This window comes from Streptomyces sp. AJS327 (assembly GCF_013450295.1).
Lineage (GTDB): Bacteria > Actinomycetota > Actinomycetes > Streptomycetales > Streptomycetaceae > Streptomyces.
On the sequence record NZ_SKBR01000002.1, the window covers coordinates 408,442 to 430,699 of the forward strand.

The window sequence follows — 22,258 nt, forward strand, 5'->3', positions numbered from 1 at the left end:
GGGGCGGCACGGAAGTCGATGAAAGGGTCGCTCCCCTTCAATACCCACCACGTGAAGCGTTCATGGCACCGTGTGACCGGGATTCCGTCAACGACCGAAAGCAGTCGCCTCGTTCCGTTGTGCTACCCCATGTCGTGTACGCACGGTGACGGTCGGCTGATTACCGAGTGTCACACTTTTGGTGACGGAGCGAGAGCCCGGCCGGGATCTTCCAGGCACCGGCGAGGTGGCGGGAGCACGCCCGGCGGACGCGCGGGACCACCGAGGCGGCCGGGAGCGGGGTGGCGGGCCGTGGCGGAGGGGCGCGGGTGCCGCGTTCCCGGCCCGGGACCCGGCCCGGAACGCGAGCCGGGGAAGCGGGCCGAGGTCGGGGCGCGCGCGGGCCGGGTGCGGGGCGGCCGATCCCGGCGGGCCCGTCGGAGCACGGCCGGAGCACGGGGATCAGCCGGTGAGGACCGCCGTCACCCTGCCGCCCGCCGCGAAGGCGCCCTCCTCCGCCAGGCGCACCGTGGCCAGGAGCGCCTTCGCCGTGTAGACCCGGTCCAGCGGCGGCAGCCCGTGCCGGTGTTCGAAGTCGGCGGCGAACTCCTCCAGTTCGGGGGTGCCGCGCGCGTACCCGCCGCAGTGGAAACGGTCCTCCAGCGACCAGTCGCCGCGCTCACCACCGAAGGCCGCGCGCTGGAGTCCGCGCACCTCGGCGGTGAGGAAGTCCCCCCTGAGCACGGACACGCCGATCGCGCGCTGCCCCGGTCCGAGACCCGCGGCGAGCCCGGCGAGCGTGCCGCCCGTGCCACACGGGACGACCACCACGTCCGTCCGGCCGCGCAGCTCCCGGCCGAGGGCCGCGCACCCCTCGACCGCCAGCGCGTTGCTGCCGCCCTCCGGTACCAGGAAGACCTCCCCGAAGAGGTCGCGCAGCTCGTGGTGGTACGCGGGGTCGGCCCGGCGGCGGTAGGTGGCGCGGGAGACGAACCACAGCCGCATCCCGTCCGCCACGCACCGGGCGAGCGAGGGGTTGAGCGGGCGGTGCGCCAGCTCGTCGCCGCGTACCACCCCGATGGTGCGCAGGCCGAGCAGCCGCCCGGCCGTGGCCGTGGCCCGCAGGTGGTTGGAGTAGGCGCCGCCGAAGGTCAGCAGGGTCTGGCTGTCCGCCCGGACGGCGGCCCGCAGGTTGGGGGCGAGTTTGCGCCATTTGTTGCCCGGCAGCTCCGGGTGGATGAGGTCGTCGCGCTTCAGCGTCAGCCGGAGGCCGCGTCGTTCGAGGGCGGGCTCGACGACCTCGGTCAGCGGCGAGGGCGGCCGGGGGGCGAGGACGTCGGGATCGCTGGGCACCCGTCCATTCTCGACGGGCGCCGCGTGCCCCGCCCACCGGGGAAGGCGCGGGGCCGTGGGGGCCCGGAGGCCGCCCACGGCCGCTCAGGCGCCGGTCACTTCAGCCGGGCGGCGATGCGTTCGCGCATCGCGTCCATGGTGAAGCCGCGCGGGTCGGACTTCTGGTTGGTCCACTCCAGGTGGCCGATGACGGAACGCTCGTTCCACCCGTGGTGGCGGCAGAGCGCCGCGGTGGCCCGCTCGATGGCGTCGAGCTGGGCCTCGGGCCAGGGGTCCTCGCCGTCGCCGAGGTTCTCGCACTCGAAGCCGTAGAAGTGCCGGTTCCCGTCGGTGTTCCGCTCGTTGGGAGCCGGGGGACGCCGCTCGGCGATCACCGCGCGGAGCACGTCGTCGTCGCCGAGGCCCGCGTGGTTGGCCCGGCCGTGTCCGACGAGGTGGATCGTGCCGTCCTTGGTGACGCACCCGTGGGAGAGCGGCCCGGGCAGTTCGCTGTGGCCGTCGTAGATGAGGTCGACGGTGGCCTGCGATCCGCTGGTCACCGTGTGGTGGATCATGATCCCGTTGACCCCGCCCCACGGCCCCTTGTGGTTGCGGTTGTTGTTACGCCAGTCCCGGACCTCCTTGATCGTCGCGCCCTCCTGCTGGAGCGCCGCGACGAGGGCGTTCGCGGTGATGGGTGTCGCCATGGTGTCCCCGCTCTCTGTTCGTCCCTGTGCCTGGTCTCGCGGGCCGCGGCGCTCCGTGCGCTCCGCCGCCCGCCGTCGCTGGTCGTGGACCCGCCCGCGCCGCCGCCCGTCGCCGGTGCCGGCGGGCCGGGTGCCTCCCGGCGCGCTCGCCGTTCCTCCGCCGTTCCCCGTGCGCGGCGGCCCCGCCGTGACTCGCCGTTCCCCGGGCCGCCGTCTTCGGAGGCCGGGCCGGGGGTGCCGCGCGCCGTACGGGTGCCGGTCCGCGGGCGGTTCCCGGGGATCGACGGCGCGGCGCGCACCGGTTCCGCGGTGCGGCGCCGGTGCGGTTCCCGGGGGCGCCCGGTTCCCGGGGGCGGGTGCCCCCGGGAATCCTGGGATTGTCGTCCGAGTGCTCACGCTGCTACCGGGATCCCCGGTACGGGGCGACGTCACGCGTCCTCGCCCGTACGAACGAGGAGTCGCTGAACGCAGCGGACGGTCCGGTGCGGGCGCAGTAGCACCGGGACACGTGTGCGCGCCGTGCGTACACGCTCCGAGCGCACCAGCGCGCAGTCGTCCAGGAAGGCCCACCACTCGGCGCACGCCTCGTCCAACCGCCCCTGGGTGAGGAGGAGTTCGGCGAGTTCGGCGCGGCTGAGCGCGCGGGCCCGGCACTCGCCCTCCGACCGGGCGTGGATCGAGGCGCGCAACTCGCGGACGGCGCCCGCGCCGTCGCCCAGGGCGGTACGCACCGCGCCTGACTGGTAGAGCAGCGCGGCGTCCTGGTAGGTCCCCATGGGCTCGCCGGTGGGGCTCTCCGGACCACCGGTCAAGTCCGCCGGGGCGCGCGCCAGTTCACGCTCGGCGCGCTGGAGCGCGTCCAGTGCGTGGTCCCGGGTGCCGCCCGCCGCCTCCGCCACCGCGAGCCCGGCGTACAGGTAGGCACGGGTGGAAGGCGCCGTCCTGGCGGGCGCGACGGCGCACGCCGACTCGGCGAGCGCCAGGCTCTGCCGGTGGTGGCCCAGTTCGTGTGCCTGCGTGCTGAGCGCCCGGCGGATCAGGGCGACGCCCTCCCGGTCGTCCGCCTCCCCGGCCAGCTCGTCGGCGGTGAGGAACGCCCGCTGTGCCAGGCCGTGCCGCTGCTCGTCGGCGTAGACCCGGGCCAGCAGGAAGCTCAACCGGGCGGTACCGGCCAGCAGTTGGCGATGGTGCGTGCCCTCGCCGCCGCACCGCAGGGTGCGCACCAGCCCGGACAGGTAGGCGGCCAGCGGGGTGCGTACCGGGCCGCCGCCGTGCCGGTCGGTCTGGAGCGCGAAGAACCGCGCGTGCTCGCGTACCGAGGCCACGTCCACCGCGCTGGTGCGGGCCAACGGCCGGCCTCCGTACGCGGGTTGGGGCAGCCGGGCCGGTGTGGCGTCCTGGGTGCCGGGAGCCGCCGGGCCGGGCTCCGGCTTCGCCTCGGGCTTCGGTCGCGGCGCGGAGGCGAGGGCCAGCCGGTAGGGCGCGGGCGGTGGGGAGTCGGCGCGTGGCGGGCCGATCACCGGTGCCGTCAGCCAGGCGAGCCGGTCGGTGGGGAGCGACGACGTTCCGGGCGCCGCCCCGGCGCGCGGGGCGCGGTGGCGGGGGTGCTCCACGGCGGTCTCGACGTCCGGGGCGGGTCCGGGGAGTTCGGCTCCCTCGGCGGGGGGTCCGCCGCTGTGCTCGGGCTCCGGTCCGGGGCCACCCATGCCGATGTCGGTGACGTGGACCGGGCGGCCCAGGCGGCGGGACAGCGCCTCGGCGATGAGGGCTCGTACGCGCGGCTCGGGGCGGCTCCCCCGGAGCCAGTGCGCGACGGACGTCCGGTCGTACCGACGCCGTAGGCCGGCCTCGACGCCGGATACGGCGATGGCACGAGCGAACGCTTCCTGTGTCCACTCGCATTCGGTCAACAGCGCGCGGAGGCTGTGGTTCGGGGTGCGGGCGCGAGCGCCGTCGCCTGGGTGCCGGGCCGCGCTGGTGTGGCTACCGGGGCGCATGGTGAGTGGTGATGCGGAATCGGAGCGGGTCGTTCACGGGGGTGGTCCTCCCTGGGGGATACGAGCATGCTGTTGCTTACTGAGCGTTTCCACCCAACCGCAGCCGAACGGCGGCGGGAACATGTGTCGGAGGGCCCGCGCTGGTGCGCTTTTCACACCCCGTGTGAAGGGATCTCGGTTACTCTGCGAGCACACGAGATGAACGACCGGAGGGCGGCATGGAGCCCAACAGTCAACTGGACGCGGTCCTTGACCAGTCCGGAATCTCCCGGGCGGGACTCGCCACCCGCGTCAATCGCCTGGGCAAGGAAGCAGGGATAACCCTGCGTTACGACCACACCGCCGTTGCCCGGTGGCTCAAAGGGCAGCGTCCGCGGGGCCGGGTACCGGAGCTGGTCTGCGAGGTGCTGGGCGGCCGCCTGGGCCGCACCCTCACTCTCAGCGACATCGGTATGGGCGCCCCACCGGCCGCCCCCGCACCCAACGGAGCCGAAGAGGAAGAACCGGAGCGCTTCGTCGAACGAGCCGCCGCGCTCTGGCGGATGGACCAGTTACATCCCGAGGGCCCCGGCCCGCCCCTGCTCGGCGGCTCGGCCGCCATCGAACCGGTCTGGGAGTGGGAGAACCCCCCGGACGACCCGGACGTCGCCCACCGGGGCAGCCTGCGGGTGACCGAGAACCACGTCGCCGTGCTGCACGCCGCGCGCGGCCACTACGAGCAGCTGTACCGGAACGCCGGCGGGGTCGCGACCCGGCCCCGCATCGCGGGCTTCCTCACCGGTCAGGTCGCACCCCTGCTGCGCGGCGGCTACGACGCGGCCATGGGCCGCGAACTGTGCCGCGCCGTGGGCTCGTTGGCCGCCGTGAGCGGAATCTGCGCCTACGACACCGACGCGCAGGGACTGGCCCAGCGCTACTTCCACCAGGCGCTGCGGCTGGCGAAGGCGTCCGGGGACCGGCTGTTCGGCGGGTACGTGGTGGCGCTGCTCGTCAACCAGGCGTTGTTCCTGGGCGAGAACCGGCGCGCCATCGCCTGCGCCGAGGCGGTGCTGCGCACCGCGCGCGCCAGCCCGGCCCTGGCCACCGACCTGTACGCGATGCAGGCCACCGCGTACGCCCGGCTCGGTGACCGGCGCGCGGCCTACGACCGTATGCGCGAGGCCGAACGCGCCTCGGAACGCATCCGTCCCGAGGAGGAGCCGGAGGAGATCGGATACGTCCAACCCGGCCTGGCCGAGGTGCGGTTGGCGGAGGCGCTGCTCGTGCTCGGCGAACTCGACGCCGCCGGGCGGTACGCGCGGGAGGCGGCCTGCGCCCCCGCGCACACGCGGGGACGGGTGAACCGGCTCGCCACCCTCACGGACGTCGAACTCCGCAGTGACCAGCCCGAGCGCGCCGCCGAGGCGGCGGCCGAGATGGTCAGCGTCGCGCAGGGCATCGAGTCGCAGCGGTTACGGGAGCGGATGCGGGACGTGCGGGACCGCCTCCTGCTGCGCCCCGGAGCCCCGGCGGCCGAGGCGGCCCGGCTGATCGAGGAGGCGCTGCGCGTCCCCCTCTGAGCGGGGCGCGGCACCATACTGGGATGTGCCCAAACCCTCCGTCCGGAAGGGGGCACACACGTGCGATGGAAGAGCTTGGGTGAGCACACCGTGTACGAGAACCCGTGGTTACAGGTGAACCTCGCGGACGTGGAACTGCCGGACGGCAGACACCTTGATCACTACCTGCTTCGGGTCCGCCCGGTGGCGATGGCCACCGCCCTGAACGACCGCAACGAGGTGCTGCTGCTCTGGCGGCACCGGTTCATCACCGACAGCTGGGGGTGGGAGCTGGCCGCCGGGGTGGTCGAGGACGGCGAGGAACTGGCCGCGGCGGCGGCGCGCGAGATGCTGGAGGAGACCGGGTGGCGGCCCGGCCCCCTGCGCCACCTCATGACGGTGGAACCGGCCAACGGACTCACCGACGCGCGCCACCACATCTACTGGGCGACGGGTGCGGAGCACGTCGGCGAGCCCGAGGACGCCTTCGAGTCGGACCGCAGGGAGTGGGTTCCGCTGAAGGAGACCCCGGACCTCATCGCCCGGGGCGAGGTGCCCGCCGCCAACACCGCCGCCGCCCTGCTGATGCTCTACCGGCTCCGGTTCGGCTGAGCCGGGGGCCCGGCCGGGCCGGGCTCCGGCTCAGTTCCGCAGGAAGCCGTCGCCGTGCTGGGCGATGTGCGACTCCAGCTCGGACAGCGCCCGCTGCACCTCCTGCGGCGACCCGCTCCCACGCTGCTCGGCGTAGTACGCCGCGCCGAGCTTGCGGAGCAGGTCCTTTCCGGCGCGCTCGGCCTGGACCTCGCCCACCTTCTCCTTGCCCTGCGTGAGAGCGCTCTGCGCCTGTTCCTTCGCCCGGTCGAGAAAGCCTGCCATCGTCCTGCCTCCTGGTGCGCTCGGTGGGAGGGCGGGTGCCGCCCGCCGCTCCCGGTGGTTCTCCGGCCGGCCTCCGGCGGCCACGATTCCGCGGGTGGCCGACGGGCGGACGGAGTCGCCGTGTTCGGCGTGGCCCGGCTCGCGGGGTGCTCGCCCTGGCCACGCGTGCGGTGTGCGTGGGGAGTTGGCGGACGGTGACCCCGGACGCGCCCCGGCCCGGAGACCCCCGGTCCTCAGCGCGCTCCGCGGCTCCGGCCCCGACACCCCACCCGCGTTCCCGTACTGCCGTCAACGTACCGGGAGAGCGGCGTGTTCCCCGGAGCCCGCGATCCCGCCCGGCCCACCGGTCCGCCTCGTGGCCCGTCCGCGTGGGGGCCGCGCGCCCGGGCCCGGCGCCCCCGGCCCCCTCGCGACCGCCGCCGGAAAGGGCCCGGAAGGGGCACGGGGAGGCACGGGGAGGGCATGGAGAGAAGTACAGGGAGGGCGCCGAGCGGGCCGGGGCGGCAAGCGGGGGCCACGGAGCGGACGGCGTTTCCCCGCACGCGGGCGCCGCCCTACCGTGCGGGGGTGAACGCATCCCCCGACACCCCCCGCCCCTCCGGTTCCCCCGGTGGCTCCAGCGGCTCCGGTGCGCCGCGCGCCCCCGACGTCACCGCTGCCCCCGGGGCGTCCGGACCGTCCGGGGCGCCCGGAACTGGGGACGCCTCCGGGGGAGCGGGCCGGGGCGGGGCGCTGACCGGCACCGGGCTGGTGATCGCCAGCGCGCTGTCGTTGCAGTTCGGCTCCGCCGTCGCCGCGTTGCTCTTCCCACGTGCCGGGGCGATGGGCATGGTGGCGCTGCGGATCGTCTTCTCGGCGCTGTTGATGCTGGCGATCTGCCGGCCCTCGCTCCGTGGCCACCAGCGGGCCGACTGGGGGAGCGCGATCGGGCTGGGCGTCGCGCTGGCCGCCATGAACTCCCTCTTCTACCAGGCGATCGACCGGATCCCGCTGGGTGCCGCCGTCACCCTGGAGCTGCTCGGACCGCTGGTGCTGTCCGTCGTCGTCTCCCGGCGCCCGCTGAGCCTGCTCTGGGCGGCCCTGGCGCTGGGCGGAGTGGGGCTGCTGAGCGGGGGACTGGACCGGCTCGACCCGGCCGGTACCGCCTTCGCGCTCGCGGCGGGCGGCATGTGGGCCGGGTACATCGTCTTCAACGCGCGTGCCGGGGCCCGGTTCCCCGGGGTGGACGGCCTGGCGCTGGCGCTCGGGGTGGCGGCGGTGCTGACCGCGCCGCTGGGGGTGGTGAGTGCCGGTACCGCCCTGTTCGACCCGCTGACGCTGGCGCTCGGCGCCGTCGTCGCGGTGCTGTCCTCCGGACTCCCCTACACCCTGGAGCTGTTCGCGCTGCGCAGGCTCCCGAAGGAGACCTTCGCGCTCCTCATGAGCCTGATGCCGGTGGCCGCCTCGCTCGCGGGCTTCGCCGTCCTCGGGCAGCGCCTGGGCTGGGTGGAGCTGCTGGCCATCGTGCTGGTGATCCTGGCCAGCATGGGCGCGGTCCGCACCGGCCGCCGCTGAGTCCCGCCGAGCGCCCGCCCGCCCGTCACGGAAGGGCGGACCGCGCCCCGGCCCCCCGCGTACGCCCGCGCGGGGGCCGGCCCGCCCGGACTCTCTCGGCTGACCCGGGAGGTGCCCGCGTACGCCCGCCGCGGGCGTCGGGACGTCCCCCCCGACCGCCGGCGAAGCGTCCGCCAGGGGCCGCCTAAGCTGGGCGGGTGAGCACATTCCCGGTGGTGCGGTGGATCGAGGACGGCGAGGAGCGCACCGCCGCGTGGCGCTCCGAGAGCGGCGCGCGCCCCCCGCGCCGGATCGTGGTGGCGGACGACCGGACGCGCGCCGACGAGGCGTACAAGCTGGCCTGCGAGGGCACCGCCCTCCTCTGGCGCGGCGACTTCCACGGCGCGCGCCAGCTGCTGAGCGCGCTCGGCCGCCGGGTCGACCGCAAACCGGCCAAGCGCGGCGCCTCGCCCCGCGAGAGCTTCCACCGGTACCGGCAGGCCCGTTCGCGCCGGGCCCGGGTGCTGGGCATGCTCCTCGTCCCCCTGGAGACCGGGCCCACCGGATACACCGTGCCGCTGCGCCGGGCACCCGCGGTGGACGCGGCCTGCGCGGCGGCCTTCGGGTCAGCGCCCGGACCGGGGCCCGGCGGCGAACCCGCGCCGGAGAGCGCGCCGGAGCCCGGACTGAGCCTGCTCGCGCTGCGCGAACTGCTGGGCGCCACCGGGGCCTACGAGTGGCAGCGCACCGGCGTGCCGGTGGCGGCGCTCGACGGCGAGCGCGTCCACCCCCGCTACGGCGTCTTCTCACCGGTGCGTGGCGAGTACGTCGACCTGGTCGCCCGGGTGCCGCTCCCGCCGGGCGGCACGGCGCGCGCCGTCGACGTCGGCACCGGCAGCGGGGTGCTCGCCGTGGTGCTGGCCCGGCGGGGCGTCGCCGAGGTCGTCGCGACCGACCAGGACGCGCGGGCCCTGGAGTGCGCGCGGGAGAACGCGCGACGGCTCGGGGTGGCGGACGCGGTGCGGGTGGTCGAGGCCGACCTCTTCCCGGACACGCGGCCCTCCCCGCTGGTGGTGTGTAACCCGCCGTGGGTTCCGGCCACGCCCACGGCGCCGCTGGAGCACGCCGTGTACGACCCGGGCAGCCGCATGCTGCGGGGCTTCCTCTCCGGGCTGGCGGCGCGGGTCACGCCGGACGGTGAGGGGTGGCTGGTCCTCTCCGACCTGGCGGAACGGCTGGAGTTGCGCTCTCGCGCCGAGCTTCTGGAGTGGATCGGCCAGGCGGGGTTGCGGGTCCTGGGCCGGGAGGACACCCGTCCGCGCCATCCGCGCGCCGCGCGGGCCGAGGACGTCCTGGCCGTCGCGCGCACCGCGGAGGTCACCTCGCTCTGGCGGCTGGGCCGCGCGGACTGAGCGCACCGCCCGGCCGTCCGCTCCTGCTGATCACGTACGGCCGGTCCCGGGGCGGCGTCGGGGCCGGGGCGCCGGAGCGGGTGTTTCCGCTGCTCCGGATGGCCGGTACGGACGGCATTGCGCGCCCGGGGAGGCGGCGTTCTGAGGGTCAGTGGGTTTATCACATTGCCGAAGGTTCGCCTCTGGAGTGGCCCCATGAACAGACCCGCACGTCGCTGTGCCGCTGTGCTGGCCGCCGCGCTGCTCGCGACCGTCGCCGGATGCGGTGTCTCCGCCGATCCACCGCGTTCCAAGGACCCCGAGCACGGCGGGAACCCCGTCACCGAGCGGGCCCGGGCCAGGTCGGACGCCGAGCGCGCGTTCACCCTGCTGGCCACGGGCGATCTGCTGGTGCACGACTCGATCATTCGCCAGGCGAAGGCCGACGCCCGGGGCGGAGGGTACGACTTCCGCCGGATACTCTCCCCGGCGAAGCCCCTGGCCACCCGGGCCGATCTGGCCATCTGTCACATGGAGACGGTGTACGGCCCGGACGGCGGCCCCTTCAGTGGCTACCCGGCCTTCGAGACGCCGCCCCAGCTGGCCGCCTCCGTTCGGGCCACCGGCTACGACAGCTGCTCCACCGCCTCCAACCACACGCTGGACGCGGGTGCCGAGGGGGTGTCGCGCACCCTGCGCGCGATGGGCCGCGCCGGGCTCCGCCACGTCGGCTCGGCCCGCTCGGAGACCGAGCGGACGCGCCCGGCGGTGATGCGCGCGGGCGGAGCCACCGTCGCCCAACTCGCCTACACCTACGGCACGAACGGCATCCCGGTCCCGCGGGGGAAACCCTGGCTGGTGAACCTGATCGACCCGGACCGGATCATCGCGGACGCCCGCGCCGCGCGCCGGGCGGGCGCCGACGTGGTGGTCGCCAGCCTGCACTGGGGTACCGAGTGGCAGGAGGCGCCGGACGCCCGGCAGCGCTCGGTGGCGCGGCGGCTCACCGCCTCGCGGTCGGACGGCCGGCGGGACATCGACCTCATCCTCGGCACCCACGCGCACGTCCCCCAGGCCTACGAGAAGGTCAACGGCACCTGGGTCGTCTACGGCATGGGGGACCAGATCGCCGGGAAGATGAACGACCCGCGCGGGACGATGGGTTCGGCGGCCCGCTTCACCTTCGCGCCGCCGAAGGGCGACGGGGACGAGTGGCGGGTCACGAGGGCCGGGTACACCCCGTTCCTGATGGAGACCTCGCCGCGGCACCGGCTGATCAACCTGGCGGCAACATCCGCCGGGAAATCCGGGAAACTCGGGAAACAGCACGGCGAACGCGCCCAGGCGTACCGCGCGATCCGGAAGGCGGTGCTGAGTCGGGGCGCCGCGCGGGACGGACTGCGGATGCTCCGGTAGCCCGTGACGCGCACGGGCGGGCGCACGCGGAGCGGGAGACCGGGCGCACCCGGTCCGGCATGGACGCCGTCCGGCGGCATGCGGACCGAGTGCGGACGTGGACGGGCCCCGCGGCCGGATGAGCCGCGGGCCGCCAAGTGGGGGCCGTTCAGCCCTTCTTGGTCTCCCAGAAGATCTTGTCGATCTGGGCGATGTAGTCCAGCGCCTTCTGCCCGGTGGCCGGGTCGGTGGAGCCCTTGGCGGCGCTCAGCGCCTTGAGGGTGTCGTTCACCAACTGGTGCAGCTCCGGGTACTTCTCGAAGTGCGGCGGCTTGAAGTAGTCGCTCCACAGCACCGAGATGTGGTGCTTGGCGAGCTCGGCACGCTCCTCCTTGATGGTGGTGGCGCGCGCGCGGAAGTGCGGGTCGTCGTTGGCCTGGTACTTCTCCTGGACGGCCTTGACGGACTCGGCCTCGATCCGGGCCTGAGCCGGGTCGTACACGCCGCAGGGCAGGTCGCAGTGGGCGCTTACCTGCACCTTCGGGGCGAACAGGCGGGAGAGCATAGAGCTGTCCTTCCTCGTGATCGTCTTCTCAGGTGCGAGATTACTCCGTGCGGGAAGCCTTTTCCCGCGTGCCCCCGGGGGCTTAAGACAAAAGTCCAGGCCCAGACTGGACCGAGTGGAGTATCGAGCCGGAGCGCGCCGATACCCGGACAGAGGCGGAGAGATGCCGGAGCGAGCACCGACGGGCGGCCGGGGCGCACAGGGCGAGGGCCTGCTGCGCGTCGGTCTCGCCGAGGTCTACAACCCGTCCATGGTCCCGGTGTTGCGGCCCGGGGACCAGCTGGTGGTGCGCTACGGATCGGCCGTACGGCCCGGCGACATCGTGGTGCTCCGCCACCCCTTCCAGCACGATCTGCTGATCGTCAAGCGTGCCGTCGAGCGGCGTGCCGGAGGCTGGTGGGTACGGGGCGACAACCCCCGGGTGCGCAACGACAGCCGCGAGTTCGGCGTCGTGCCCGACGAGTTGGTGGTGGCGCGTGCGTGGCTGCGGCTGCGCTCGCCGCGCGGCGTTCAGCGCTCGGTCTCGTCGGTGGCCAGGTGGGTGCTGGGCTCGGTACGGCCGCTGGTGCTCCCGCGGCTCTCGGCCCCCGCGGGCGACTCCCGGCTCTCCGGGCTCTCCCGGCTCTCCAGGCGCTTGCGCGCGCGATAGGCGGCCACGTTGGCGCGGGTGGCGCAGCGGTCGGAGCAGTAGCGGCGGGAGCGGTTGGTCGAGGTGTCCAGGTAGGCGTTGCGGCAGGGGCCGGCCTGGCAGACCCCGAGCCGGTCGACGCCGAGGTCGGTGAGGTGGAAGGCGAGTCCCATGCAGGCCGAGGCCGCGTAGCCCGCGGTGGCGTTGGCGGAGTGCTCGGCCAGGTGCATGTGCCAGCGCGGCCGTCCCTCGTCGTCCAGGAAGTCGTGCCCGGAGATCTGCGGGCTGGCCGGGAAGTCCATCAGCAGCGAGTTGAGCAGGTCGACCGCCCGCTCCTGGTCGCCCTCGGCGGCGGCGCCGAAGACGGCGCGGAGCCGGGTCCGCACCCCGCGCAGCCGGGGGACGTCCGCGTCGGTCACCCGGCGGGCCATCTGCGCGTTGGCGCCGAAGAGTTCGCGGACCACGTCGGCGCCGGTGAGGGTGTCCCGGCCGCGGTCGGGCTCCTCGGTGTTCACGAGGCGCACCGCCATTTCCGCGTAATAGTTGAGTTCCACTTGTGATCCTTACGGGGGCTGTCTAGGGTGACGTAATAGCTGAGAGGGAACCGAGGGTATTACGAGTCAGGAGAAGGAGGGGTCGCGGTGTCGCGAACCACGGAGCGGGATCGCTGGCGTTCCTGGCAGGAGAGCTGGGACCGGCAGCAGGAGTGGTACCTCCCCGACCGCGAGGAACGGTTCCGGGTGATGCTCGACACGCTGGAGGCGCTCGCCGGGCCCGCGCCCAGGGTCCTCGACCTCGCCTGCGGCACCGGCAGCATCACCGGCCGGGTGCTGCGGCGGCTGCCCGAGGCCCGGGTCACCGCGCTCGACCTGGACCCGGCGCTGCTCACCATCGCCCGCGGGAGCTACGCGGAGGACGAGCGGGTGGAGTTCGTCACCGCCGACCTCACCACGGCCGACTGGCCCGAGCGGCTGCCGCACCCGTCCTACGACGCGGTGCTCACCGCCACCGCGCTGCACTGGCTCACCACCGAACCGCTGCGGGCGCTCTACGGGCGGATCGCCGGACTGCTGCCGGAGGGCGGCGTCCTCATGAACGCCGACCACATGCCGGACGAGTCCACGCCCAGGATCAACGCGGCGGTGCGCGCCTTCGACGAGCGGCGGCGCGAGCGCGACCGCGCCGCCGGACGGCAGAGCTGGTCGGACTGGTGGGAGGCGGTGGCGGCCGATCCGGAACTGGCCGGCGTCGCGGCCGAGCGCTTCGCGCTCTTCGGCGACCCCGCACACGGCGACCACAACAACAACGACTTCCAGCCCCCGGCCTGGCACGCCCAGACGCTGCGTGAGGTGGGGTTCGCGGAGGCCCGGCCGATCTGGTGCTCGTCCACGGACGCGCTGGTGCTCGCCCTGCGCTGACCGGGGACCCGGAGAACCCTGAGACTGGGGACCCTGGGATCCCGGGGCGCCGGACCCCGGAACCTCGTGCCACGGAGCTCCACGGTCCCGGGAACGAGGGAGCGCGGGAAGCGGACGGGAAGCGCCCGGGAAAGCAGCGCACGAGAAGAAGCGCACGAGAAAGGGGCCCCGGGCGTGGGGCCCCTTTCCTGGAGCTTTCCTGGAGCGTTCCCCTGGACCTGGATCCTTCCGGAACGCTCCCGCGCTTCAGCTGGCCCGGACGGACCGGGTGAACGCCGCGCGGCGCCGTGGACCTCGGCCGGTCAGCGGCGGGCGACACCCTCGCTGCGGGCCGCCGCGGCGACCGCCGCGGTGACGGCGGGAGCAACCCGCTCGTCGAACGGCGAGGGGATCACCCGCTCCGAGCTCAGCTCGTCCTCCACCACCGCCGCCAGCGCCTCGGCGGCGGCCAGCTTCATGCCCTCGGTGATGTCGGTCGCGCGCACCTGGAGGGCGCCCGCGAAGATGCCGGGGAAGGCGAGGACGTTGTTGATCTGGTTCGGGTAGTCGCTCCGCCCGGTGGCCACCACCGAGGCGTACCTGGCCGCCACGTCCGGGTGGATCTCCGGGTTCGGGTTGGCCATCGCGAAGATGAACGCCCCCTCCGCCATGGTGGCCACCGCGGACTCGGGGACGGTGCCGCCGCTGACCCCGACGAACACGTCGGCGCCCGCCATGGCCGACTCCAGCGAGCCGCTGCGGTTCTCCTTGTTGGTGAACCCGGCCAGCTCCCGCTTGATGTCGGTGAGGTCGCCGCGGTCGGCGGAGACCACGCCCTTGCGGTCGCAGACCACCACGTCGCCGATGCCCGCCTCCACGAGGATGCGCGCGATCGCGACGCCCGCCGCCCCGGCGCCGGAGATGACCACGCGCAGCTTGCCGAGGCCCCGGCCGTGCAGCTTGGCCGCGTTCCGCAGCGCCGCGAGGGTCACGATGGCGGTGCCGTGCTGGTCGTCGTGGAAGACGGGAATGTCGAGCCGCCGCTTGAGCTGGGCCTCGATCTCGAAGCACCGGGGCGCCGAGATGTCCTCCAGGTTGATACCGCCGAACGAGGGCGCGAGCCGGGCGACCGTCTCCACCAGCTCGTCCGTCGCACGGCAGTCGAGGGCCACCGGCACCGCGTCGACCCCGCCGAACTGCTTGAACAGGATGGCCTTGCCCTCCATCACGGGGAGGGAGGCCTCGGGCCCGATGTCCCCCAGGCCCAGCACCGCGCTGCCGTCCGTCACCACGGCGACCACCTGCGACTTCCAGGTGTAGTCGTCCACCAGGGCGGGGTCCTCGGCGATGGCGGTGCACACCTTGGCGACGCCGGGTGTGTAGGCGAGGGACAGGTCGTCCGCGTCCCGCACCGGCACGGTCGCCTGGACTGCCATCTTGCCGCCCCGGTGCAGGGCGAACGCCGGATCGATCACGCCTTCGTTCAGCCCGTCCTTCGAATTGACGATCTCCGCTGCCACTGTGTTGTACCCCTTAGTCGAAACATGAGTGAGGGTGGCCGCTCCCGGTCGGGAAGCGGGCGGGCACCACGTCCGCGTTCCGGCCGGCGGATCGCCGAGCGGAGGGAGGAGCGGACGCCGGGCGCGCCGCACACGCGCCCTGGTCCCCGGGTGAGGGGTGTAATCGACCTTTTTACCTGACGAGGCCCCGCCGGGACGAGCCGATCGCGGGCCCCCGGGGGCCGGACCGGGGCGGCGGCGGTGCGGGGGATGTCCAACAGGCCGGGTGGGGCCGCTGATTCGGCGGATCGGCGTCCGGGAGGGGCGCGTCACCTCCGTCCGGTGGACCGGGCGGCACCGCGGGACGGCGGCTACCGGGTGGGGGGAGTGGGAGAGGGCGAAGAGAGACAGCGGGGCGGACGGGGCGAGGGTGCGGAGGTGGGGTGGGCGTGAGGAACCTCTCAACCGGGGCGGTGCGGTGCGGTTCTCCCGCTCCAACTCGCCCGCACCGTATTCGGATTCGCACATCCGTTATCCGATTTTGACGTAGCGGGCGTCCTGGGCGGGGCTGTCCGGATGGCAAGATGCCTCCATTCACCAGCGGTCGAGACATTCGAAGGCGCGTGCCCGGCCGGCTCCCGTTCGTGTCTCCGGAGAAGGAGCAGCTCATGTCCGCATCCACACGACGCCCGAGAGCGACCGCCCGGATACGCACCGCCTCGGTCGCCGCGTTGCTGGGCACCGGTGCGCTGGTGCTGTCCGGCTGCGGCGACCAGACGGACGGGGCGGGTGGCTCCGGCGGCAAGGACAAGGCCGCCGACGTCTGCAAGACCACCGAGGGCGGGTCGGACAAGAGCAAGCAGCCGTCCGGCGGCCCCACGGCCGACCCCGACGCCGCGCTGCCCGCCAAGCTCAAGGACCGTGGCGTGCTCAAGGTCGGCACCGACGCCGCCTACAAGCCCATGGAGTACAAGGACGGCGGCAAGATCGTCGGGCTGGACGTGGACATCGCCAAGGCGATCGGCAAGAAGCTCGGCGTCCGTTTCGAGTTCACCAACGGCACCTTCGACGGTCTGATCACCGCGCTCCAGACGGGCCGGTTCGACATGGTGATGTCCTCCATGACGGACACCAAGGACCGTCAGGAGGGGCTGGACGAGAAGGGCAAGAAGGTCGGCAAGGGCGTCGACTTTGTCGACTACCTCACCGCCGGCTCCTCGATCCTCGTCCAGAAGGGCAACGAGAAGGGCATCGAGTGCCTGGCGCAGCTCTGCGGAGAGAAGGTCGCCACACAGCGCGGCACGACCTCGCACGAACTGCTGAAGAACCAGACGGAGAAGTGCGAGAAGGACGGCAAGCAGCCGATCGCCGTCGAGCCCTTCGCCACCGACGACGAGGCCCGGGTCCGGCTGAAGTCCGGCGGGGTCGTCGCGGACGTGGCCGACTTCCCGGTCGCCGCGCACGCGGCCGCGAACGGTGACGACTTCGAACTCACCGGTGAGCAGATGGAGTCCGCTCCGTACGGGATGGCCGTCTCCAAGGACGAGACGGAACTCCGCGACGCGCTGCACGGCGCGATGCGCGCGATCATCGAGGACGGCAGCTACGAGAAGGCGCTGAAGAAGTGGGGCGTCGAGGACGGCGCCGTCAGCAAGTCGACGATCAACGCCGGAGTCTGACCGTCCCACCGCCCGGGCCTCACCCGGGCCCGGGCGGTACGCGGCGGCAGCGATCAAGTACGGACGCGGAAAGGCAGCACGCGTGACAGATCTCAAGAAGGCCGCGCCCGACGGTGCGAAGCCGTCGGCGGACGCGCCCGAGGTGATCCAGGCGATACCCGTGCGGCACTACGGCCGCTACCTCGCCGCCGTTGTCGTCATCGTGCTCCTGGGACTGCTGGTCCGGGCCTTCGCCCAGGCCGACCTGGAGTGGAGCGCGGTCGGCGACTTCTTCTTCGACGACCAGATCCTGGAGGGCGTCAAGAACACCCTCGTGGTGAGCGTGCTCGCCATGCTCATGGGGCTCGTGCTCGGCGTCGTCCTCGCGGTGATGCGGATGTCGAAGAACCCGGTGACCTCCTCGGTCGCCTGGGGCTACATCTGGTTCTTCCGCGGCACGCCCGTCTACGTGCAGCTGCTGCTCTGGTTCAACCTCGCGCTGATCTTCCCCATCCTCAACCTCGGTCCGATCTACAAGGACGAGATGACGGATGTGATGACCCCGTTCATGGCGGCGCTGCTCGGCCTCGGGCTGAACGAGGCCGCCTACATGGCGGAGATCTGCCGGGCGGGCATCCAGTCCGTCGACGAGGGACAGACCGAGGCGTCCCAGGCGCTGGGCATGACCAGCTCGCAGAACATGCGCCGGATCGTGCTGCCGCAGGCGATGCGGGTGATCGTGCCGCCGACCGGCAACGAGTTCATCAACCTGCTGAAGACCTCCGCGCTCTGCGCCGTGGTGATGTTCGAGGAGACCTTGCGCAAGGCGCAGAACATCGCCAACAACTCCGGCGCCGTGGTGGAGATGCTGATGGTCGCCACCCTCTGGTTCCTGCTGATCACCACGGTGTTCAGCATCGGCCAGTTCTACCTGGAGCGGCGCTTCGCCCGGGGCTCCTCCCGCGAACTGCCCGCCACGCCCTGGCAGAAGGCCCGGCAGAACCTCTTCACATTCGGACGCGGCAAGGGAGCGGGGGTGGGCGGAGCGTGAACGCCATGGTCAAGGCCGAGGCGGTGCACAAGTCCTTCGGCCAGGTCGAGGTACTGAAGGGCATCGACCTGGAGGTCGCGCGGGGCGAGGTGTTCTGCGTGGTGGGCCCCTCCGGCTCCGGCAAGTCCACCTTCCTGCGCTGCATCAACCACCTGGAGAAGATCAACGCGGGGCGGCTCTACGTCGACGGGACGCTGGTCGGCTACCGGGAGCGCGGCGGCAAGCTGTACGAGCTGCGGGACCGGGAAGTCGCCGCGCAGCGGCGGGAGATCGGCATGGTCTTCCAGCGCTTCAACCTCTTCCCGCACATGACCGCGCTGGAGAACGTCATCGAGGCGCCCGTGCAGGTCAAGCGGGAGTCCCGGACGGACGCGCGGGAGCGCGCCCGCAAGCTGCTGGACCGGGTGGGCCTCGCGGACAAGGCGGACAGCTACCCCAGCCAGCTCTCCGGCGGGCAGCAGCAGCGCGTCGCCATCGCCCGGGCGCTGGCCATGGACCCCAAGCTGATGCTGTTCGACGAGCCCACCTCGGCGCTCGACCCCGAGCTGGTCGGCGAGGTGCTGGACGTGATGCGGGGCCTGGCCGAGGACGGCATGACGATGATCGTCGTCACCCACGAGATGGGCTTCGCCCGCGAGGTCGGCGACTCCCTGGTGTTCATGGACGACGGCGTCGTCGTGGAGTCCGGCAACCCCCGGGAGGTGCTGGGCAACCCCCGGCACGAGCGCACCAAGGCGTTCCTCTCCAAGGTGCTGTAGCCGGTCCGGAGCCCCCGGCTCGGGGGAGTGCCGCGAGGGCCGTCAGTCCTGCGAGGGTCATCAGGCCCGCGACGGCCGGGAGTTCCGGGTTCCCGGGGAGCCGTGGAGGTCCGGATGCCGTGGAGTCGGGGTGCCCGGAGCCCCGGCGCCTCGGCGTTCCGGATCCGGGGCTCCGGCGGTCCGGGCCCCGAGGGCCCGGCTTGTTCCCGGCCCTGGTGGTTCCCGGGTTCTGGGTGGTTCCCGGGTTCTGGTGTTCTCCCCGCTTCGGTGGTCGCTGAGCCGTGGGGCGCTGGCGTTACCGCGCTTCGGGGGCCCGAGCCCGAGGCGCGGGCCCGGAACCCGGAGGTCCCGGCACTTCGCCACCGGGGCCGTCGGGCTCGCGGCGCGCGGCGCTGAAGCGCGCCGTTGCGCGTCCCGGGCGGGGGAGGGGCGGCGGGGCCGGTGGTCGGTGCCGTCTCGACCTGCGGGGGCGTCGCCCGCGCCGTCCGACGGCCGGGCAGGTGATCTGGCTCGCTTCGACGGTTGGGGTCTTTCAGCGGCCTCGGCCCCCGCGTACCGTCAGGATCATGTTCGCTGCCTACGCCGCCCGCTTCGACAAGGACGAGCCGCTGAACGGCCTGGAGTTGGGGGAGCGCCCCGAGCCGGTCGTGCCTCCCGGCTGGACGACCGTCTCGGTGCGTGCCGCCTCGCTCAACCACCATGACCTGTGGTCACTCCGAGGGGTGGGGCTCGGCGAGGAGGCGCTGCCGATGATCCTCGGCTGCGACGCGGCGGGGGTGGACACCGACGGCAACGAGGTCGTCCTCCACTCCGTGATCGGGCAGACCGGGCACGGGGTGGGCCCGCGCGAGACCCGCACCCTGCTGACCGAGCGGTACCAGGGCACCTTCGCCGAGCGGGTGGCGGTCCCACAGTGGAACGTGCTGCCGAAGCCGCCGGAACTCAGCTTCGAGGAGGCCGCCTGCCTCCCCACCGCCTGGCTGACGGCGTACCGGATGCTGTTCACCAACGCGGGGGTCCGCCCCGGGGACAGCGTGCTGGTGCAGGGCGCGGGTGGCGGCGTCGCCACCGCCGCGATCGTGCTGGCCGCCGCGGCCGGGATGCGGGTCTTCGCCACCAGCCGGGACGAGGTCAAGCGGCGGCGGGCGCTCGACCTCGGCGCCGAGGCCGTCTTCGCCCCGGGTGAGCGGCTGCCCCGGCGGGTCGACGCGGTGCTGGAGACGGTCGGGGCCGCGACCTGGTCGCACTCCATCAAGTCGCTGCGGCCCGGCGGCACCCTGGTGATCTCGGGGGCCACCAGCGGGTTCAACCCGCCCAGCACCGAACTCAACCGGATCTTCTTCCTGGAGCTGAAGGTCGTCGGCTCGACGATGGGCTCCAAGGAGGAGCTGGCCGGGCTGCTGAACTTCTGCGCCGCGAAGGGCGTACGCCCGGTGCTGGACTCCACCCTGCCGCTGGAGCGGGTGCGGGAGGGCTTCGCGAAGATGGCGGACGGGGAGCTGTTCGGCAAGATCGTTCTCACCGTCTGAGCCGCGGCGCCCGGACCGCCGTGCACGGCGGTGAACGGCGGTGAACGGCGGTGATCGGCGGTACGGGATACGAACGGCCTGACCGGCGGTGGCGAACCGCCCGATCGATGGTGAACCGCCGGAACGGCGCCGAGCGGTCTGACCGACGCGGGTAGACCGAACGGCCGTGCGTGGCCCGGGTGTTCGTATCGCGCGGGCTCAGGGGTAGTGTGGTGGAGGGAGGGTGGGTTCCGACCCGCTGGCGGATTCCGACTCCTTCGCGAAGGCCGAACCGGTGGAGTGGCCCGGGACGCGCAGGACCGCACCCACCTGCGCGGCTGCGGCGGAGAGGGTACGCCGGATCTCTCGCAACTGCGCCTCGCTGACGCCGTGGTCCCGCGCGCCGTCCCGCACGTCGTCCCGGAAGTGGTCGAGCAGCCGCAGCAACTCCCGCTCGGGGTGAGTGGTCTCGGAACGCTCGCCGCACGGATCCGCCTCCTCCTCGGCGCCCGGTTCGGTGGCGTTCCGGTGGCCCCCGGCCGGGTCGTAGGAGACGTACGGCCATCGGGTGGTGTAACCGGTGATACGGCCCAGGGCGCCCATTCCGCCGGCCAGTTCGGACATGCCGTGACGCATCGCGCCCTGCCAGTCCCCGGCCCGCAGGTGGTCCTGCACCTGGTCCTGCACCTGCCGGGCGATGCGCTGGACCTCCTGGAGCGCCTCGGCGTGCGCCTCCCGCTCCTTCTTCGCCTGGCGCCGGGCCTGGCGCGCCTCCTGGGCCGCCGCACGGGCCTGTTCCTTCCACTGCTCCTTCGCGTACCGCAGTTCCTCGGCGAAGCTCGCGGCCCCGGAGGTCTCGCTCTCGCTCCCGCCGCCGGGGGGCCCGGAGTCCGCCGGGCCCGTGGACGCGGAGGGCTGTGAGGGCTGAGAGGGCTGTGAGGGTTGCGCGGGCTGAGCCTCCGGAGAGTCCTGGGCGCGGCCGGAGCGCGGTGCGGCACCGCCTCGGGCGCGGCGGGCCTGTTCGCGCATCTCCCGGCGCAGATCGGTCGCCGAGCCGCTGACATTCTCGCGGATGTCCTCCGCGAGCGCGGCCAGGGACTCCCGCAGCTCGATCTCCAGCTCGGACAACTCACCCTGGCGGCTGGCCAGTTCGGCCCGGCCCGCCTCGGTGATCGAGTAGATCTTCCGCCCGCCCTCGGTGGTGTGGGTGACCAGGCCCTCCGTCTCCAGCTTCGCCAGCCGGGGGTAGACGGTGCCCGCCGAGGGGGCGTAGAGCCCCTGGAAGCGTTCCTCCAGCAGCCGGATGACGACGTATCCGTGGCGGGGTTCCTCGTCGAGCAGCTTGAGCAGGTAGAGGCGCAGCCGTCCGTGCGCGAAGACAGGAGGCATCTCAGAGGTCCTTACCGGGGTGGGGCGTTGCGGAGGTGCGGGGAGCCGCGGGGTCCGGACCGCCGGGGCGCCGGAGCAGCGCCATGGCTCCGGTGACCGTGGTCGCCCGGAGGCGGCCGCTGCCGGTGCCGAGGGTACCGACGACCCGGCCGGGGCGGGGGCCGGGGCCCGCGCGCCAGCCTCCGTCGCGGAGGCGCAGCTCCTCGAAGGCGCTGGCGAGGGAGCCGCTGGTGGTGCTGGCCTCGACCCGCGCGTCCACCGGGTCGGGCAGCTGGATGGCGACCTCACCGGAGACGGTGGACAGCCGGATGTCCGCGGCCTCGGCGGCGACCGTCGCGACGTCGATGATCATGTCTCCGCTGACGGACTCGGCCCGCACCCGGGCGCCGCCCTCGACGAGGGTGAGGTCCCCGCTGACCGAACCGAAGTGCAGGGCGCCGCCGAGGTTCTGCGCCTCGACACCGCCGCTCACGGTGCGCACGTGTGCCGGGCCGGAGAGGCCGACGAGCGTGCTGCCGCCCGCGACTCCGGAGACCGTGGTGCGCCCGGCGATCCCCGAGACGAACACCTCGGCGCGTTCGGAGCGCAGCGCCACCCGGGTCGCCGACGGGACGGAGACCGTGATCCGGGCGGAGCGCCGGTGGGCGCCCGGGGGGCGCAGGAGCGGGCCGGGCCAGCGGAGGTCGTCGTACCGCAGGGAGAGGGAGCCGCCGCGGTGGCGGGCGGTGAGGGGAGGGCCCTCGACCGCGCCGACCTCGACCCGGGCGGTGTCGCCGGGGGTACCGACCACGTTGACGCTGCCGTCGATCAGTTCGACGCGCAGCTCGCGTACCGGCTCGGACACGGCGAACCGCTCACCGCCGGAGACCTGCCACGTTCGTTCGCCGACCACGGTGACCTCCGGACGGGCGGTGTGGGCGCGGGAAGGAAGGACGCGACGTGCTATCGCGTGCGAACAACACGATATGTCGCGTATCGCGTCACTGGCAACCAGCGCACGTCCCCGGCGTCCCCGTCGTTCACGTCGTTCCGCGCCTTCCGCCCCGTTCCGCGCCCC

19 protein-coding genes and 1 pseudogene are annotated in these 22,258 nt (G+C 73.5%); 11 read left to right on the forward strand and 9 right to left on the reverse strand.

Annotated features, from left to right (window positions below; translation table 11 throughout):
• Positions 1-441: 441 nt before the first annotated feature.
• The 3 genes from E0L36_RS11620 to E0L36_RS11630 form a co-directional block, all read right to left on the reverse strand.
• Positions 442-1,332, reverse strand: coding sequence for a 1-aminocyclopropane-1-carboxylate deaminase/D-cysteine desulfhydrase (locus E0L36_RS11620; RefSeq protein ID WP_180928945.1), 891 nt, complete (start codon positions 1,330-1,332; stop codon positions 442-444).
• 95 nt (positions 1,333-1,427) lie between these two features.
• A complete protein-coding gene (locus E0L36_RS11625; RefSeq protein WP_180928946.1) occupies positions 1,428-2,018 on the reverse strand; it encodes an N-acetylmuramoyl-L-alanine amidase in 591 nt (196 codons plus the stop codon).
• A gap of 428 nt (positions 2,019-2,446) precedes the next feature.
• Positions 2,447-4,015, reverse strand: coding sequence for a hypothetical protein (locus E0L36_RS11630; RefSeq protein ID WP_180928947.1), 1,569 nt, complete (start codon positions 4,013-4,015; stop codon positions 2,447-2,449).
• A 218-nt stretch (positions 4,016-4,233) separates the two neighbouring features.
• Between E0L36_RS11630 and E0L36_RS11635 the strand changes: the two genes are divergently transcribed.
• Both E0L36_RS11635 and E0L36_RS11640 read left to right on the forward strand, forming a co-directional pair.
• Positions 4,234-5,574, forward strand: coding sequence for a transcriptional regulator (locus E0L36_RS11635; protein WP_180928948.1), 1,341 nt, complete (start codon positions 4,234-4,236; stop codon positions 5,572-5,574).
• A 60-nt stretch (positions 5,575-5,634) separates the two neighbouring features.
• Positions 5,635-6,165 (forward strand): NUDIX domain-containing protein, encoded by a 531-nt coding sequence (locus E0L36_RS11640; protein ID WP_180928949.1) that lies wholly within the window; start codon positions 5,635-5,637, stop codon positions 6,163-6,165.
• 30 nt (positions 6,166-6,195) lie between these two features.
• Here E0L36_RS11640 and E0L36_RS11645 read toward each other — a convergent pair whose 3' ends face one another.
• A complete protein-coding gene (locus E0L36_RS11645; RefSeq protein ID WP_180928950.1) occupies positions 6,196-6,429 on the reverse strand; it encodes a hypothetical protein in 234 nt (77 codons plus the stop codon).
• 567 nt (positions 6,430-6,996) lie between these two features.
• On the opposite strand from E0L36_RS11645, the gene E0L36_RS11650 reads away from it, so the two are divergent.
• The 3 genes from E0L36_RS11650 to E0L36_RS11660 all read left to right on the forward strand — a co-directional run bounded on the left by E0L36_RS11650 (position 6,997) and on the right by E0L36_RS11660 (position 10,769).
• On the forward strand, positions 6,997-7,983 hold the full coding sequence (locus E0L36_RS11650) for an EamA family transporter (RefSeq protein ID WP_308416731.1): 987 nt from the start codon (positions 6,997-6,999) through the stop codon (positions 7,981-7,983).
• 197 nt (positions 7,984-8,180) lie between these two features.
• Entirely contained in the window at positions 8,181-9,374 is a 1,194-nt protein-coding gene (locus tag E0L36_RS11655; protein ID WP_180928952.1) for a class I SAM-dependent methyltransferase, read from the forward strand.
• A 195-nt stretch (positions 9,375-9,569) separates the two neighbouring features.
• Positions 9,570-10,769 carry a CapA family protein gene (locus E0L36_RS11660; protein WP_180928953.1) on the forward strand — a complete coding sequence of 400 codons (1,200 nt, stop codon included), beginning with the start codon at positions 9,570-9,572 and terminating at the stop codon, positions 10,767-10,769.
• 148 nt (positions 10,770-10,917) lie between these two features.
• On the opposite strand, the gene sodN is transcribed toward E0L36_RS11660, so the two are convergent.
• On the reverse strand, positions 10,918-11,313 hold the full coding sequence (gene sodN, locus E0L36_RS11665; protein WP_180928954.1) for a superoxide dismutase, Ni: 396 nt from the start codon (positions 11,311-11,313) through the stop codon (positions 10,918-10,920).
• A 163-nt stretch (positions 11,314-11,476) separates the two neighbouring features.
• Between sodN and sodX the strand changes: the two are divergent.
• Positions 11,477-11,779 (forward strand): annotated as a pseudogene (sodX, locus tag E0L36_RS28500) (nickel-type superoxide dismutase maturation protease); the annotation flags it as partial.
• 44 nt (positions 11,780-11,823) lie between these two features.
• Here the strand turns inward: sodX and E0L36_RS11675 are convergent.
• Positions 11,824-12,495, reverse strand: a complete 672-nt coding sequence (locus E0L36_RS11675; RefSeq protein ID WP_374705526.1) for a CGNR zinc finger domain-containing protein — start codon at positions 12,493-12,495, stop codon at positions 11,824-11,826.
• Positions 12,496-12,582: 87 nt separating this feature from the next.
• Between E0L36_RS11675 and E0L36_RS11680 the strand changes: the two genes are divergently transcribed.
• The gene (locus tag E0L36_RS11680) at positions 12,583-13,359 is read left to right on the forward strand and encodes a trans-aconitate 2-methyltransferase (RefSeq protein ID WP_180928956.1); all 777 of its coding nucleotides are present in this window, start codon (positions 12,583-12,585) and stop codon (positions 13,357-13,359) included.
• Positions 13,360-13,661: 302 nt separating this feature from the next.
• On the opposite strand, the gene E0L36_RS11685 is transcribed toward E0L36_RS11680, so the two are convergent.
• A complete protein-coding gene (locus E0L36_RS11685) occupies positions 13,662-14,858 on the reverse strand; it encodes an NADP-dependent malic enzyme (RefSeq protein ID WP_308416732.1) in 1,197 nt (398 codons plus the stop codon).
• A gap of 647 nt (positions 14,859-15,505) precedes the next feature.
• On the opposite strand from E0L36_RS11685, the gene E0L36_RS11690 reads away from it, so the two are divergent.
• From E0L36_RS11690 to E0L36_RS11705, 4 genes are all read left to right on the forward strand, one after another.
• Entirely contained in the window at positions 15,506-16,516 is a 1,011-nt protein-coding gene (locus tag E0L36_RS11690; protein ID WP_180928957.1) for an ABC transporter substrate-binding protein, read from the forward strand.
• 82 nt (positions 16,517-16,598) lie between these two features.
• A complete protein-coding gene (locus tag E0L36_RS11695) occupies positions 16,599-17,546 on the forward strand; it encodes an amino acid ABC transporter permease (protein ID WP_180928958.1) in 948 nt (315 codons plus the stop codon).
• Positions 17,543-18,304, forward strand: a complete 762-nt coding sequence (locus E0L36_RS11700) for an amino acid ABC transporter ATP-binding protein (RefSeq protein WP_308416733.1) — start codon at positions 17,543-17,545, stop codon at positions 18,302-18,304. Before E0L36_RS11695 ends, E0L36_RS11700 begins: the two co-directional genes overlap by 4 nt.
• A 566-nt stretch (positions 18,305-18,870) precedes the next feature.
• Complete coding sequence (locus E0L36_RS11705; protein ID WP_180928959.1) at positions 18,871-19,833, forward strand: zinc-binding dehydrogenase; 963 nt, start codon at positions 18,871-18,873, stop codon at positions 19,831-19,833.
• A 198-nt stretch (positions 19,834-20,031) separates the two neighbouring features.
• On the opposite strand, the gene E0L36_RS11710 is transcribed toward E0L36_RS11705, so the two are convergent.
• Positions 20,032-21,201, reverse strand: a complete 1,170-nt coding sequence (locus E0L36_RS11710; protein WP_180928960.1) for a PadR family transcriptional regulator — start codon at positions 21,199-21,201, stop codon at positions 20,032-20,034.
• Between the two features lies 1 nt (position 21,202).
• Positions 21,203-22,093, reverse strand: coding sequence for a DUF4097 family beta strand repeat-containing protein (locus tag E0L36_RS11715; RefSeq protein ID WP_308416734.1), 891 nt, complete (start codon positions 22,091-22,093; stop codon positions 21,203-21,205).
• Positions 22,094-22,258 lie beyond the last annotated feature (165 nt).